Origin of the sequence: Microbacterium forte (assembly GCF_031885415.1) — a bacterium.
GTDB classification, from domain to species: Bacteria; Actinomycetota; Actinomycetes; order Actinomycetales; family Microbacteriaceae; genus Microbacterium; species Microbacterium forte.
This window is the reverse complement of the sequence record NZ_CP116871.1, coordinates 761,927-776,256: the sequence shown is the minus strand read 5'-3', so window position 1 is coordinate 776,256 and position 14,330 is coordinate 761,927. Positions and strand designations below refer to the sequence as shown.

18 protein-coding genes are annotated in these 14,330 nt (G+C 66.3%); 14 read left to right on the top strand and 4 right to left on the bottom strand.

The genetic code is table 11. The features are described from left to right. Window positions 1-67 precede the first annotated feature (67 nt). Window positions 68-1,777, bottom strand: a complete 1,710-nt coding sequence (locus OB895_RS03905; protein ID WP_311879216.1) for a glycerol-3-phosphate dehydrogenase/oxidase — start codon at window positions 1,775-1,777, stop codon at window positions 68-70. Between the two features lie 100 nt (window positions 1,778-1,877). Here OB895_RS03905 and OB895_RS03900 point away from each other — a divergent pair, with 100 nt between their 5' ends. Continuing rightward, complete coding sequence (locus OB895_RS03900; RefSeq protein WP_042541673.1) at window positions 1,878-2,849, top strand: sugar-binding transcriptional regulator; 972 nt, start codon at window positions 1,878-1,880, stop codon at window positions 2,847-2,849. Between the two features lie 3 nt (window positions 2,850-2,852). On the opposite strand, the gene OB895_RS03895 is transcribed toward OB895_RS03900, so the two are convergent. Beyond that, on the bottom strand, window positions 2,853-4,004 hold the full coding sequence (locus tag OB895_RS03895) for a glutamate--cysteine ligase (protein WP_311879215.1): 1,152 nt from the start codon (window positions 4,002-4,004) through the stop codon (window positions 2,853-2,855). 209 nt (window positions 4,005-4,213) lie between these two features. On the opposite strand from OB895_RS03895, the gene rpsP reads away from it, so the two are divergent. The 4 genes from rpsP to trmD are packed head-to-tail and all read left to right on the top strand — an operon-like array spanning window position 4,214 to window position 6,204. Continuing rightward, window positions 4,214-4,633 (top strand): 30S ribosomal protein S16, encoded by a 420-nt coding sequence (gene rpsP, locus OB895_RS03890; protein WP_042541672.1) that lies wholly within the window; start codon window positions 4,214-4,216, stop codon window positions 4,631-4,633. Window positions 4,634-4,639: 6 nt separating this feature from the next. Beyond that, the gene (locus OB895_RS03885; protein ID WP_042541671.1) at window positions 4,640-4,870 is read left to right on the top strand and encodes an RNA-binding protein; all 231 of its coding nucleotides are present in this window, start codon (window positions 4,640-4,642) and stop codon (window positions 4,868-4,870) included. Further along, window positions 4,863-5,474, top strand: a complete 612-nt coding sequence (rimM, locus tag OB895_RS03880) for a ribosome maturation factor RimM (RefSeq protein ID WP_042541670.1) — start codon at window positions 4,863-4,865, stop codon at window positions 5,472-5,474. The genes OB895_RS03885 and rimM overlap by 8 nt, the downstream gene beginning before the upstream one ends. Window positions 5,475-5,493: 19 nt before the next feature. Then, on the top strand, window positions 5,494-6,204 hold the full coding sequence (gene trmD, locus OB895_RS03875; protein ID WP_079112742.1) for a tRNA (guanosine(37)-N1)-methyltransferase TrmD: 711 nt from the start codon (window positions 5,494-5,496) through the stop codon (window positions 6,202-6,204). Here the strand turns inward: trmD and OB895_RS03870 are convergent. Then, window positions 6,201-6,773, bottom strand: coding sequence for a histidine phosphatase family protein (locus OB895_RS03870; RefSeq protein ID WP_079113968.1), 573 nt, complete (start codon window positions 6,771-6,773; stop codon window positions 6,201-6,203). The two genes, trmD and OB895_RS03870, sit on opposite strands and share 4 nt — an antisense overlap. Window positions 6,774-6,863: 90 nt before the next feature. Here OB895_RS03870 and OB895_RS03865 point away from each other — a divergent pair, with 90 nt between their 5' ends. Then, entirely contained in the window at window positions 6,864-7,601 is a 738-nt protein-coding gene (locus OB895_RS03865) for a class I SAM-dependent methyltransferase (protein ID WP_079112743.1), read from the top strand. Between the two features lie 24 nt (window positions 7,602-7,625). On the opposite strand, the gene map is transcribed toward OB895_RS03865, so the two are convergent. Beyond that, window positions 7,626-8,408, bottom strand: a complete 783-nt coding sequence (gene map / locus OB895_RS03860; protein WP_079112744.1) for a type I methionyl aminopeptidase — start codon at window positions 8,406-8,408, stop codon at window positions 7,626-7,628. Window positions 8,409-8,529: 121 nt separating this feature from the next. On the opposite strand from map, the gene OB895_RS03855 reads away from it, so the two are divergent. From OB895_RS03855 to OB895_RS03820, 8 genes are all read left to right on the top strand, one after another. After that, a complete protein-coding gene (locus OB895_RS03855) occupies window positions 8,530-9,018 on the top strand; it encodes an MFS transporter permease (RefSeq protein ID WP_079112745.1) in 489 nt (162 codons plus the stop codon). Between the two features lie 177 nt (window positions 9,019-9,195). Next, window positions 9,196-9,543, top strand: coding sequence for a 50S ribosomal protein L19 (rplS, locus tag OB895_RS03850; RefSeq protein WP_042542128.1), 348 nt, complete (start codon window positions 9,196-9,198; stop codon window positions 9,541-9,543). A gap of 118 nt (window positions 9,544-9,661) precedes the next feature. Further along, the gene (gene lepB, locus OB895_RS03845; RefSeq protein WP_042541665.1) at window positions 9,662-10,396 is read left to right on the top strand and encodes a signal peptidase I; all 735 of its coding nucleotides are present in this window, start codon (window positions 9,662-9,664) and stop codon (window positions 10,394-10,396) included. Beyond that, complete coding sequence (gene rnhB / locus OB895_RS03840) at window positions 10,393-11,052, top strand: ribonuclease HII (protein WP_042541664.1); 660 nt, start codon at window positions 10,393-10,395, stop codon at window positions 11,050-11,052. Before lepB ends, rnhB begins: the two co-directional genes overlap by 4 nt. Window positions 11,053-11,099: 47 nt before the next feature. Continuing rightward, window positions 11,100-11,426 carry a DUF2469 family protein gene (locus OB895_RS03835; RefSeq protein WP_042541663.1) on the top strand — a complete coding sequence of 109 codons (327 nt, stop codon included), beginning with the start codon at window positions 11,100-11,102 and terminating at the stop codon, window positions 11,424-11,426. Between the two features lie 102 nt (window positions 11,427-11,528). Beyond that, window positions 11,529-11,891 (top strand): YraN family protein, encoded by a 363-nt coding sequence (locus tag OB895_RS03830; RefSeq protein ID WP_042541662.1) that lies wholly within the window; start codon window positions 11,529-11,531, stop codon window positions 11,889-11,891. Further along, the gene (locus tag OB895_RS03825) at window positions 11,888-13,417 is read left to right on the top strand and encodes a YifB family Mg chelatase-like AAA ATPase (protein WP_079112746.1); all 1,530 of its coding nucleotides are present in this window, start codon (window positions 11,888-11,890) and stop codon (window positions 13,415-13,417) included. Before OB895_RS03830 ends, OB895_RS03825 begins: the two co-directional genes overlap by 4 nt. Next, window positions 13,414-14,286 carry a DNA-processing protein DprA gene (locus OB895_RS03820; protein ID WP_311879201.1) on the top strand — a complete coding sequence of 291 codons (873 nt, stop codon included), beginning with the start codon at window positions 13,414-13,416 and terminating at the stop codon, window positions 14,284-14,286. Before OB895_RS03825 ends, OB895_RS03820 begins: the two co-directional genes overlap by 4 nt. The last annotated feature ends 44 nt before the right edge of the window (window positions 14,287-14,330 follow it).

Below are 14,330 nucleotides of genomic sequence, written 5' to 3'. Positions count from 1 at the left end.
CAGAGCCCCATAGCTCTGGCACTTGTTGGGAGTTACGCCGCGTGGAGGGCGGCGTTCGGATGTCTCGTCAGCCGCGTGCGCGGGACGAGATCTGGAGTCCATGTCGTTCGTTGAGCATCGTGCGCGTCTGGTCGAGCTCTGCATCCTGGCGTGCACGATCCCAGTGGAGCAGAGGAGCCAGGGCTGCGGCAAGCTCTTCGAGCACATCCGCGTCGGCGTGACCGGTGAATGCGATGCTGGTGCGTCGCATGACGACATCCTGCAGACGCGCGACCATCTCGTTCTCCACCATCCAGGCGAGTTCCCGGGTGGAGAGGTCGTCGCCGGCGAGGGGAGCGTCATCACCCTGCTCGATGAACTCCCAGACCTGAGCCGCACGTGTTCCGTAGCGGGCGAGAAGGCGCTCGGCGCGGTCGCCGGCACCCGGGAGGTTCTCCTGGATCCAGATTCGACGAGCCTTCTCGGTGCGCGGGAAGTCGCGGCCTCCGCCGATGGCCCGGCCGGCGGTCGACACCGTGCGAGTGCGGCCGATCAGATCGAGCACCACGTCGGACAGCGACTCGCCGAGTGCGCGGAACGTCGTCCACTTTCCGCCGACGAGGCTCACCAGAGGAGCCGCGCCCTTGTCGTCGACCTCGATGCGGTAGTCGCGGGACACGAATCCAGGGGCCGTGTCCTCGTGGCGAGGAAGCGGGCGGATGCCGGAGAAGTTGAAGACGATCTGCTCGCGCGTCACGTCGATCGTCGGGAACACGTGGTGGATCAGGTCGAAGAAGTAGTCGATCTCCTCCTCCGTGCACACGGCTGCCTCGCGCGGATCCGCGTCGATGTCCGTCGTCCCGACGAGCACGCGCCCCTTGAGGGGGTAGATCAGCACGATGCGGCCGTCAGAGTGCTCGAAGAAGATCTCGCGGCCACGCGTCGCCTCGAGAAGCTCTGGGTGATCAAGAACGATGTGAGACCCCTTGGTCCCGCCCATGAAGCGCGTGTCGTTGCCGAGCGCGTCGTTGGTGAGGTCTGTCCAAGGCCCTGATGCGTTCACGACGACACCTGCGGCGACCGAGAACTCCGTGCCGCTCTCACGATCGCGGAGGACGATCTTCTTGCCGTCGCGGGCGATCGCCTCGACGTAGTTCAGAGCGACGGCGCCCGGATGAGCCGCGCGCCCGTCCTGCAGCACGTCGAGCGCCAGACGCTCGGGATCGTGCATGGAGGCGTCATAGTAGGTGGCCGTGTACTTGATGTTCGGGTCGAGCGAGGGGAGTTCGGCGAGCGAGCGCTTGCGACCGAGGAAGCGGTGACGAGGGACCATGCCCCCATCGCGCGAGAACGTGTCGTAGATCGTGAGCCCGACCTTGATGAGGAACGCTCCCCGCTCCTGGGGCTTGCCGCTCTTGTGCGTGAGAAAACGCAGGGGGGCGGACAGGATGCCCGAGAAGGTCGAGTAGATGGGGATCGTGGTCTCGAGCGGCTTCACATAGTGCGGCGCGATCTTGAGCAGGCCGTTTCGCTCCTCGACGGATTCACGGACGAGTCGGAACTCGCCGTTCTCGAGGTAGCGGATGCCGCCGTGGATCATATGGCTCGATGCCGCGGAGGCGCCGGAAGCGAAGTCTCCTCGTTCGACCAGCAGGACGTCGACGCCCTGAAGTGCGAGGTCTCGGAACGTCGAGATCCCGTTGATCCCGGCTCCGATGACAAGGACGCTCGTGCGTCCGGACTCACGGACGGCGCGGACTTCGGCGCGTTCCGGTGATGAGTGTGTCGACTCGATCATCTTCGACCCTTCTCTGTGCGTGCCCCCAGCTTCGACCCATGTGGCCAGCGCGCGCAAGCCCGCTGCACATATGTGCAAAGATCGAGGCGAGGAGGCCCTCATGACCCAGCCTGACGCGGGATCCCGCGACTCCAAGCTGATCGCCGCGCTCACCGCAGCGCAGCTCTACTACATGCAGGACAAGACGATGGAGGTGATCGCGCAGGAGCTGAAGACCTCGCGATCATCCGTGTCCCGTCTGCTCAGCTTCGCTCGCGAGAGCGGGCTCGTCGACATCCGGATCAACTCTCCTCTGGAGCGATTGGGGATGCTCGAGCAGCGCATCAGAGACAGGTACCGCCTCGTCGCGCACGTCGTACCCATCCCCGAGATCGTCAGCGAGGTGGAGCGGCTCGAGCGTGTGGCCCTGACAGCGGGGCGGCTGCTCTCGCAGTTCGTCGACTCCAACATGATCGTGGGCGTCGCGTGGGGATCGACGATCAGCGCTGTGAGCCGCGGTCTCACGCAGAAGGAGACGCACAACACGACGTTCGTGCAGTTGAACGGCGCGGGCAACACGCAGACGAGCGGCGTCGAGTACTCGAGCGACATCCTGCAGCGCTTCGGCAGCGCGTTCGGCGCGCAAGTGCAGCAGTTCCCCGTGCCGGCGTTCTTCGACGATCCGTCGACGCGCGAGGCGATGTGGCGCGAGCGCAGCACCCGGAGAGTGCTCGATCTGCAGTCGAAGATGGACATCGCCGTGTTCAGTCTCGGCTCTCCCGCCGCGGAGGTGCCCAGCCGTGTGTACGTCGGAGGGTATCTCGGACGCGACGACTACCGGAGCCTCCGCGAAGACCATGCGATCGGCGACGTGGCGACGGTCTTCTTCCGCGCAGACGGCTCGTGGAGGGACATCCGTGTGAACGCCCGCGCCACCGGTCCGGGCCTCGACAGACTGCGAAGGGTGCCCAGGCGCGTGTGCGTGGTCTCGGGAGTTCCGAAGCTCGCGAGCCTCCGCGCAGCGATCGCCGCCGAGCTCATCACGGATGTGGTCCTCGACGAGGGGCTCGCGCGCCGACTCGTGGAGGACTGACCTCTACGGCTCGTCGGTCGACGATTCGGGGCCGGAACGGAACTCCCGGATCAGGTGCTGCACGACCGCACCGAGGTCGCCGCCCGTCGCGTTCGCGATCGTCAACTGCCGTTCGTAGCTCGCGCCGTTCGTGAGTATCGTCTCGATGCTGCCGAACTCTCGCCCGCAGCCGAGTTCGACCGCGACCGGCGCGAGCTCGTCGAGGACCTCGGACAGATGCTCCCGCACCGGCCGCTGGGTGCCCGCCGAATCCACGATCACCCTGGCGTCGAGGCCGTAGCGTGCCGCGCGCCATTTGTTCTCGCGGTGGTACCAGGCCGGCATCTGTGCGAGAGTGCGACCCTCGTCGAACTGCCGGGAGAGATGCTCCACCAGGACCTGGACGAGGGCGGCCACCGCTGCCAGCTCGGGCAGGGTCGAGAGGCCGTCGCAGGCCCGCACCTCGATCGTCCCCCACCGCGGAGCGGGGCGGATATCCCAGCGCACCTCGGTCGCATCGGCCATCACACCGGTGCGCACCATGTCGTCGAGATAGGCCTCATAGTCGGACCAGTCGTCGAGTGGCCAGGGGAGTCCGGCCGTGGGCAGCTGCTGGAAGACCAGGGCGCGGTTGGACGCGTACCCGGTGCGCTCACCGGCCCAGAACGGACTCGACGCGGCAAGCGCCTGCAGATGCGGGAGGTATGCCGCGAGGGCGTTGATGATGGGGATGACCTTGCGCTGATCCTCGACGCCGATGTGGACGTGGATCCCCCAGATCATCATGTTGCGGCCCCACCATTGGGTCCGCTCGATCAAGGTGTGGTAGCGGGTCTTGTCGGTCACTTCCTGCTGGTACCACTGTGCGAACGGGTGGCTGCCTGCGGAGAGCAGTTCGATGCCGGCGGGATCCGTGGCCGAGCGCACGGCAGAGATCGCGTTGGCGATGTCGTCGACCGCGTGCGCCACCGAATCGCCGATGCCGCTGGTGACCTCGATGGTGTTGGTGAGCAGCTCACCCGTCACCGTATGGCGTTCGTCGGCGCTTTCGTGCTCGAGTGCCGACAGCAGCTCAGGGGCGCGGCCTACGAGATCACCGCTCACCGGGTCGGCGAGCATGATCTCCCATTCGAGGCCTACTGTGGACCGGGCCGATGACGCGAAATCGAGCTTCACGAGCACAGTCTGACATGCGGTGCAGACGACACGGCAACCGCCGTGTCGTCCCGTTTCGCTCCTTGGCCGCGGATCTGGCAGAATAGAAGGTCGGACGACGTGCTCGACCCTCTATCCAGCACTTGTCCTCCCTATTTGAGCTTCCGCCGGGTGTGCACCCCACTCTCCAGGCGATCGGTTCGTTACCTTCCACACAATTCAGGAGAATCGTGGCTGTCAAGATTCGTCTCAAGCGCCTGGGCAAGATCCGTGCGCCGTACTACCGCATCGTCGTCGCCGACTCGAAGACCAAGCGCGATGGTCGCGTGATCGAGGAGATCGGCAAGTACCACCCCACCGAGGAGCCCTCGTTCATCGAGATCGACTCCGACCGTGCGCAGTACTGGCTGTCCGTCGGTGCTCAGCCGACCGAGCAGGTCGCAGCGCTGCTCAAGATCACGGGCGACTGGGGCAAGTTCAAGGGCGACAAGGACGCGAAGTCCACCCTCAAGGTCAAGGAGCCCAAGGTTCCGTTCGAGATCGACGCGTCCAAGAAGTCCGTCGTGAAGCCCAAGGTCGAGAAGAAGGCCGAGGCTCCGGCCAAGGCCGACGCGGAGGCCGCTGAGGCTCCCGCCGCCGACGCCGAGTAATTCGTCGTGCTCGCCGCCGCGCTCGAACACATCGTCAAGGGGATCGTCGATCACCCCGAGGATGTCCGCATCAACGCTTCCACCTCGCCGAGAGGCGATCTCCTCGAGGTGCGCGTGCACCCCGACGACCGTGGACGCGTGATCGGGCGCGGCGGCCGCACCGCGAAAGCACTGCGCACGCTCATCTCCGCTCTTGCAGACGGGCGTCGTGTGCGTGTCGATGTCGCGGATGACTGACGTGGTGTCGACAGACCGCAACCAGGGCAAGAATCAGCTGCGGGTCGGGCGCCTCGTCAAGGCCCACGGTCTCAAGGGCGCTCTGAAGCTGGAGCTCTACACCGACAATCCCGAGCGTCGTTTCACTCCAGGGGCCGAGTTCACGTTGCAGGTGCCTGAAGCATCTCCGTGGCACGGCAAGACGGTCGTCGTTCGCGAGTACCGGGTGATGAACGGCAACCCCGTCGTGTTCTTCAAGGACGTCGACGATCGTGAGGGTGCAGAGACCCTCGTCCGAGCGATCCTCTGGATCGATCAGGACAACGACGAGGTCGAGGACAACGCGTGGTTCGACCACCAGCTCACTGGGCTCGATGTCGTCCGTGATGGTGTCGTGGTGGGCAGAGTCGCTCGGGTCGAGCACTTCCCGGCGCAGGACCTGCTCATCGTCAGGTCAGGCGACCAGGACATCATGGTGCCTTTCGTCGAGGCGATCGTTCCGACGGTCGACGTGAGAGCAGGACGCGTCATCGTGACGCCGCCCGCTGGACTCTTCGAAGAGCTTCCCGACGCTTCCGAGGCGACGGAGGCGGGGGAGTCCTCGGACTCCGACGCCACCGAGTGACCACGGGTACGGTCTGCCCGTGCGCATCGACGTCCTCTCCATCTTCCCGTCGTACTTCGACGGCCTGACGCTCTCCCTGCTCGGGAAGGCGCAGAGCGCCGGCATCCTCGACCTGCGCGTCCGGGACCTTCGGGACTGGACCTCCGACCGCCACCGCACCGTGGACGACACCCCGTACGGGGGTGGAGCGGGGATGGTCATGAAGCCGGAGCCCTGGGGGCTCGCGCTCGATGAGCTGGCGTCGTCGGCTCCTTCCGATGAGGGCCGTCGGCCGACCATCATCTTCCCTTCTCCCGCGGGCGAGGTCTTCACCCAGGCCACGGCTCGTGACCTCAGCACCCGCGATCACCTCATCTTCGGATGCGGCCGGTACGAGGGCATCGACGAGCGGGTGTTCGAGTATGCGGCGTCGCTCGGCGAGGTGCGACTCGTCAGTCTCGGCGACTACGTCCTCAACGGAGGAGAAGTCGCGACCATGGCGATGATCGAGGCGATCGGACGTCTGATCCCCGGTGTCGTGGGCAACCCGGAGAGCCTCGTCGAGGAATCGCACGAAGACGGACTCCTGGAGTACCCGTCTTACACGAAGCCCTCGGTGTGGCGGGAACGGGCCGTACCCGAGGTGCTGTTGAGCGGCAACCACGCCGTGATCGCCTCCTGGCGTCGCGATCAGCAGATCGAGCGGACGCGTCGCCGTCGGCCGGATCTGCTGCCGGACGACGAGAACTAGAGCATCCGCTCGGTTCCGCGGTCGATCTCGAACACCACGTCCTGCGGGTGCCTCAGCGACAACGCGGAATGCGCGTCCAAGCCTCGGAGGTGTGCTCGCAGCAGCCGGCCGAGCATCTCGTGACTGACGAGCAGAGGAACGCCCCTCGAAGCCCATCCGCAGGATGTCAGCGCCCGGCGCGCGCGTCCTCTCGCCTGGGCATAGCTCTCGCCCCCGGGAAACGCCCAGCCGTATCGGTTCGCCGCGCGGTCTTCGCGCGCCCTGGGGAATCGCTGATCGATCTCGTCCCAGGTCAGGCCGGCCATCTCGCCGTGGTCGAGGTCGGCGAGCTCCGGCACTTCGATGAGGTCTGCGCCGATCCGATCAGCGATGATCGCTGCCGTGTGTCGTGCGCGGCCCAGCGGGCTGAAGCACACGGTCGTGATGCCGCGATCGGCGACCCGCTCCGCAACGCTCTGCGCCTGTCGGATGCCGTCCTCGGTCAGGGGCGAGTCGAGCTGCCCCTGCAGCCGATGCTCGAGATTCCATCGGGTCTGCCCGTGCCGAGCCAGGAACAGATGCTCTGGCACGTGGCGATCCTCCGGAATCATGCACTCAGGATGGCACAGTCGCACTGTCGCAGGACGGGTGAGATCGCGGGCGCCTGATAGCGTCGCAGCATGGTCGACGACGCGCTGGCGAAATCGTTCACCCTCACCGGTGCAGACTACGACCGTTACCGTCCAGGCTTCCCTCCTGCTGCAGCCGGCGTGGTGATGCCTCACAGCGTGCGCACGGCGCTGGATCTGGGTGCAGGCACCGGGAAGTTCACAGAACTGCTCGGGGGATGGGCGGAGCGTGTCGTCGCAGTCGAGCCGTCGGAGCCGATGCTCGAGATCCTGCGCTCGAAGCTGCCCGGGGTCGAGGCGCATCTCGGCAGCGCCGAGCGGATACCGATGGAGTCCGAGGTCGCTGATGTCGTGACGGTCGCGCAGGCCTTCCACTGGTTCGACGAGGAGGCCGCGTGTGCGGAGATCGCGCGAGTGCTCACACCGGGGGGAACCCTCGGACTCATCTGGAACCGTTTCGATCCGACGTGCGCGTGGGATCGCGCGGCGCACCGGATCGCGCACCCCGCGGTGGGGGATGCAGACGTCACCACGAGCACCTCGACACATGAGCTTCCCGGCTTCTACTTCGTGCGCCACGAGCAGATCCACTCGACGGAGCGGATTCGACGCGACGCGTACCTCGGTCGCTGGTCGACCGTGAGCACCTTCCTCGTCGCCGATGAGGCAGCGCGCGCGGAGATGTTCGCCGCCATCGAAGCGGTGCTGGATTCAGATCCCGAGACACGCGACCACGACGAGTACGACCTGCCCATCGTCACGGATGTGTTCGTCTACCGCCGCGCGTGAGGAACACGAGCGGAGCATCGGGAGTCAGCGGACGCCGAGGAACGACCTGTCGGTGAGGATGATGGGGCCATCCGCCGTCACTGCGACGGTGTGCTCCGAATGGGCGCCCCGGGATCCGTCGACGCTCCGAAGGGTCCAGCCGTCGGGATCGGTGACGAGCTCGTCTGTCGTCTCGAGCAGCCACGGTTCGAGAGCGAACACCAGGCCCTCGCGCAGCGGGAACCCGCGCCCGGCCCGGCCGTCGTTGGGAACGTGCGGGTCGCCGTGCATGATGCGCCCCACGCCGTGTCCGCCGAAGTCGGTGTTGATCGAGTACCCCTCGCCGCGCGACACCGCCGCGATGGCCGCCGAGATGTCGCCGATACGGTTGCCGACGACCGCTGCGCCGATCGCCGCATCGAGCGCGCGCTCCGTCGTGTCGATGATGCGCAGGTCTTCCTCTCGCGGGGTGCCCACGACGAACGAGAGGGCCGAGTCCGCCACCCAGCCGTCCACGGACACCGCGAAGTCCAGCGATACCAGGTCACCGTCGCGAAGCGTGTAGTCATGAGGGAGCCCATGGAGCACCGCGTCGTTGATCGACGTGCAGATCACCTTGCCGAACGGGCTGGCACCGAAGGACGGGTGGTAGTCGATGTAGCACGACTCCGCTCCGGCCTTGCGGATCATGTCGTGCGCTCGACGGTCGATCGACAGCAGATTCGTGCCGACCTTCGTCTCGTCGCGCAGGGTTGCCAGGGTCTCAGCCACGAAGCGACCGGCGGCGCGCATCTCGTCGATCTCGGCAGGGGTGCGCAGTTCGATCATCGGTTGTCCTCTCGTCCACTCCATTCTCCCCGATCTCCCGGACGCGTGCGTCCGCGCAGAGACCGCGCGCTCACAGCGAACACCGTGACGATGTGGAGCCTCGCGTCGTACGATTTGAGGCATGTGGTTGCGTCAGGCGTTCTTCCGGTGGCTGATTCCGGCCGCGTTCCTGCTGCCGCTCTGGCTGCTCGTGGGGTGGGGCGTCTTCCAGGGCGGATGGGCGATCCTGTGGGTGCTGTTCATCGCGGTGCCCTCGGTCTTCGTCGGTCAGCTGCTCCTCACGCTCCTGACCCGATCGCGTCCGTCGGTGCGCGTCGAGCGGGCGGTCTCCTGGTGGGACGTCGGCGGCTTCACGATCTGGCATGGGCTGACCATCGCGGTCGGGTGCTTCATCGACGGCGCCTTCGGCTGGCTGCTCGCGGCAGCGGTGGTGGTCGGCATCGGCCTGTTCTGGCTGCAGCTCTGGCAGCTGTGGAACGAGGCGAAGGGGAGCGGAGCACGGATCCGCGAGACCATCGCGTGGTCATCCGTGCCGGGTGTCGATGAGCCGGTGCCAGAGACCCGCGCACACGAAGTCATCGTGGTCCGCGAGAAGGACACACGGGACTGAGGACGCGGCGCACGGCGTTTTGGCCGTGTGCGGCATCCATGGCAGAATGAATGTTTGTGCCGTGACCGGTTCTGCCTCAGGGGAGCCCACGGACGCTTCGGCTCCGTTCAGCACACCTCTTCTTGTTCCTACTTACATCATGCAACCGACCTGAGGCGAGTGCAGAGAGAGACGATCATGCAGATCCTCGACGCCGTCGACGCAGCATCGCTGCGTTCAGACGTTCCCGTCTTCAACCCCGGTGACACGGTCAACGTGCACGTGAACATCACCGAGGGCACCCGCTCGCGTATCCAGGTCTTCAAGGGAGTCGTCATCGGCCGCCAGGGCGATGGAGTGCGCGAGACCTTCACCGTTCGCAAGATCAGCTTCCAGGTGGGCGTCGAGCGTACGTTCCCGGTGCACTCCCCGGTGATCGACCACATCGAGGTCGTCACCCGCGGTGACGTGCGTCGCGCGAAGCTCTACTACCTCCGCCAGCTGCGGGGCAAGAAGGCGAAGATCAAGGAGAAGCGCGACAACTGACGCGCAGGTTCTCCACAGCACCCCGGGACACGATGTCCCGGGGTGCTGTGTTATCCCCGGGGTGTGCGACCCTTGATGATGCCGTCTCCGTGCGGTGCGAGACTGTGAAGGAACCCTCATGACGACTGACTCCGCCGCCGCGTCCACTCCACCGACGAAGCGGCGTCGCGGGTTCCTCGTCTTCCTGCGAGACGTCCTCGTGATCGTCGTGATCGCGGCGCTCGTCTCCTTCGTCGTGAAGACTTTCGTCGTCCGCTCCTTCTACATTCCGTCGGCCTCGATGGAACGCACCCTGATGGTGAAAGATCGCATCCTCGTCGATGAGTTGACACCCCGGTGGAACGACTACGAACGCGGCGATGTCGTCGTCTTCAAGGATCCCGGCGGGTGGCTCGACGGGCAGCCGCAGACTCCGGCTCAGCCTCCGCTCATCGAAGCGTTCGACTGGATGCTCAACGTCATCGGGATCTCTGCCACGGACTCTCAGGATCACCTCGTCAAACGGGTGATCGGATTGCCGGGCGACCACGTCGTCTGCTGCAACGCGCTCGGGCAGATCACGGTCAACGGTGCGCCCATCGACGAGCTCGGCTACCTGAATCTCCCGGACGGCGACACCGCTGCGTCCAACGAACCCTTCGACGTGGTCGTGCCGGAGGGGTCCCTCTGGCTGCTCGGAGACAACCGGGATCGTTCGCGGGACTCGCGGGCGCATCAGGATCTCCCCAGCGGCGGATTCGTGCCGATCGAGAACGTCGTCGGCAAGGCGTTCTTCACGACATGGCCCTTCGACCGCATGGGAACGATCGACGGCCACCACGACAGCTTCAACGGCGTCCCGGATCCGGAATGAGCGTCGTCGCTCCGAAGCTCACTCTCGAGCGCAGGCTGCTGAGTGAGTGCGATCTCATCATCTCCCTCGACGAGGTCGGACGCGGCGCGCTTGCCGGGCCGGTGGCGGTCGGAGCTGCCGTGATGGATGCGGCCGGTGCGCGCCGTCGCGTGCCCGAAGGACTCCGGGATTCGAAGCTCGTCACCGAGAGGCGTCGACCTGACGTCGCTGCGAGGGCCGCGGCATGGGTGCAGGCATCGGGAGTCGGCTGGGCGAGTGCGGCCGAGGTCGACTCGGTGGGCATCATGCGGGCGCTCGGGCTCGCGGCATCGCGCGCCGTGCAGAGCGTGGTCGATTCGGGAGTGGTCCTCGACGGAGCGCTCGTGCTGCTCGACGGCAATCACGACTACGTCTCGCCCGTGCATCCGGTTCCGCTGCGCGTGCGGCCCGTGGTCAAAGGAGACCGTGACTGCGCGTCGGTCTCAGCGGCATCGGTGATCGCGAAGGTGGCGAGAGACACCTACATGGCCGAGCTCCACGAGAGCCACCCCGCGTATCAGTGGGACAGGAACAAGGGATATGCGAGCCTCGAGCATCGCGATGCGATCAGGAGCCTCGGGCTCTCCCCGCATCACCGATCATCCTGGGTCATCACAGATGTCCCGACTCTGTTCTGAGCCTGCGTGCGGCATCGCAGTGTCGCCGACTCTAGGATGGAGGGATCATGGATGAGGAAGCCTTCGACGACTACGACCGCGAGCTCGAGCTCGCGCTGTTCCGCGAGTATCGCGACGTCGTCGCACAGTTCCAGTATGTGGTCGAGACCGAACGGCGGTTCTACCTCGCCAATGAGGTGAATGTCGTACGCCGTGATACCGAGCACGACTTCTACTTCGAGATCTCGATGAGTGACGTCTGGGTGTGGGACATCTACCGTGCCGACCGCTTCGTGAAGGCCGTGCGGGTGCTGACGTTCAAAGACGTCAACGTCGAAGAGCTGCAGCGCCGCGAGTTCGAACTGCCGCAAGAGCTGTCGCTCGACGGGGAGTGACCTCTTCTGCACGGCTCAGGTTTCTGACGGGCTGTCCCGAGGGACTGGGGCTGCGGCTCATTCGGAGCGCTGATCGGCGCGGGCGCTCGACAGGCTGTCACCATGGCAGCGAAAGACGAGCTCGGTAGACACGGTGAAGAGCAGGCGGTTCGATACCTGACAGGCATCGGATATGAGGTGCTCGACCGCAACTGGCGATGTGCGCAGGGCGAGATCGACATCGTCGCCTGTCGCGGCCGCCATCTGGCAGTCGTAGAGGTCAAGACAAGACGCACCATCGCTCACGGGCACCCGTTCGAAGCGGTGGACGCCCGCAAGGTACGCCGGTTGTGGCAACTGGCCCATGCGTGGGCCGCCGATCATCCCGACCAGGCCGGCGGCCTCATGATCCGGATCGAGGCGATCGGGATCATCGGCGCTGACCCCGCGCACAGCACCCTCGAACACCTCGTGGACGTGTCGTGAAGACGGCTCGCACCTGGGCGGTCGCGCTCACCGGGGTCGATGGACACATGGTCGAAGTCGAAGCGGACATCTCGAATCAGACGCCCGATTTCAAGATCATCGGGCTGCCCGACAAATCACTCGGCGAAGCTGTTCAGCGGGTCCACAACGCGTGCAAGAACACCGCGCTCGATCTTCCGCGTCGTCGACTGACGGTGAACCTCTCGCCCGCGAGCCTCCCCAAGCAGGGAGCGGGCTTCGACCTCAGCATCGCCGTCGCTGCGCTGGCAGCCGGGGGAGCGCTGTCGAGCCGGTCCATCGCCCGCGTGGTGCATCTCGGTGAGCTCGGGCTCGATGGTCGGCTCCGGCCCGTTCCCGGAGTGCTGCCGTCGGTGTTCGCTGCTGCACGCGCGGGTTTCGACACCGTGATCGTCCCCTGGGGCAACGAGGCCGAGGCGAGGCTCGTGCCGGGAATCGAGGTGCGCCCTGCGGCGAGCCTCTCGCAGGTGGCGGTGTGGCATGGTGCAGAGGTCGACGTGCTCGAGGCGGATCCGGTCGCGGCCGCAGCGGTAGCGCGCGAGCGTCCCGAAGAGTTGGACCTCGCCGACGTCGTGGGGCAGGAGAACGCCGTGCGTGCGCTGATCGTCGCCGCGGCGGGAGGACACCACATGATGCTCAGCGGCCCGCCGGGGGCAGGGAAGACCATGCTCGCACGACGGCTGCCTGGCATCCTTCCGAGTCTTACCGAAGACGAAGCGCTCGAGGTGGCGTCGATCCGCTCGCTCACGGGCGAGTCGGTGCAGGCTCTCGACGTGATGCCGCCGCTGGAGTCGCCGCATCACAGTGCATCGGTCGCGGCGCTCGTCGGAGGTGGAACGAGGTCTGTGCGCCCCGGGGCGATCTCTCGGGCGCACAGGGGTGTGCTCTTCCTCGACGAAGCGGCGGAGTTCTCGAGAGTGGCGCTCGACGCGATGCGACAACCGCTCGAGTCGGGTGTGATCGAAGTGAGTCGAGCGGGGATCACGGCTCTGTTTCCAGCGAGGTTCCAGCTCATCGTGGCGCTCAATCCCTGTCCGTGCGGCAACTACGGGGTTCGTGGCGCGGAGTGTGTGTGCCCGTCGTTGGCGATCCGGAGATACTCGACGAGACTCTCGGGTCCGCTGCGAGACCGCATAGATGTCGAGCTGCACGTCTCTCGGGTTTCCGCCTCGCAGGCGATGGTGGGGGACCGCACCGGAATGACGAGCGAGATCGCTCGTGCGCTGGTCATCGAGGCGCGAGAGCGAGCCTGTGCGCGATGGCGGGGAACCCCATGGCTTCGAAACAGCGAAGTGCCCGGCGCTCGGCTGAGACAGCTCGATCTGCGCATCCCAGCCGATGCACGGGCGCCGCTGGACCGGGCTCTCGAGCGGGGGACGCTCACATTGCGCGGCTACGACAGGGTGCTGCGGCTGGCGTGGACGATGGCCGATCTCGCTGGACTCGACAGGCCGGGACGCGACGAAGTGGGCCAGGCGCTGTTTCTCAAGAGGGGGTACGCATCATGATCGAGTCACTCACAGGTGACGCCGGTGTCCGAGAGTCGCTCGAACAGCTCAGGCCCTCCGGAGGTGCGGTGGAGGCGCTCGCCCGGGTGTCTTGGTCGGTCCTCACCGAGCCGGGCGATGGTGTGGCCGGGGCGCTCATCGAAGAGCTCGGTGCTTCGGACGCGCTCCGGCTCGCATTGGGCGCCGGGAACGCGGCGGGCCCAGAAGTCAGCAGCCGGGCACTCGCCGACGGGCGGGCGCGGTGGAAGACCCGAGCCGACGCGCGGAGCGTGGTCGATGCGCTGCGCGGCGCCAGGGACGTCGGAGCCCGACTTCTGATTCCGGGTGATGCTCACTGGCCGACTTCTCTCGACGACCTCGGGGTGCATGCGCCGGCCGTTCTCTGGGTGCGCGGTGACCCGCGGCTGCTGAGCGCGGCCCCCAGAGTCGCGATCGTCGGAGCCCGCGCCGCGAGCGCATACGGCGAGATGCTCGCGGGTGACTTCGCCGGCGAGCTGGCCGCAGGTGGCGCGGTCGTGGTGTCCGGGGGAGCGTACGGCATCGACGGCGCAGGTCACCGTGCCGCACTCGGAGTCGGCGGAAAGACGGTCGCGTTCCTCGCCGGTGGGGTCGACCGAGCGTATCCTCAGGGCCATCAGCAGCTTCTTCGCCGAATCGTCGAGACCGGCGCCGTGGTGAGCGAGGTCCCGTGCGGCACTGCGCCGACGAAGTGGCGGTTCCTGTCGCGCAACAGACTCATCGCTGCGGTGAGCGACGCGACGGTGGTCGTGGAGGCAGGATGGCGAAGCGGATCGTTGAACACTGCTGGACAACCACCGGGGGTGGAAATGGTATTCCACAGCTTGTGCAGATCGTGCTTATTCGAGTGAGTTGCGAACGGGGACTTGGTCGACAGCGCCGTCGTATCGCTCAC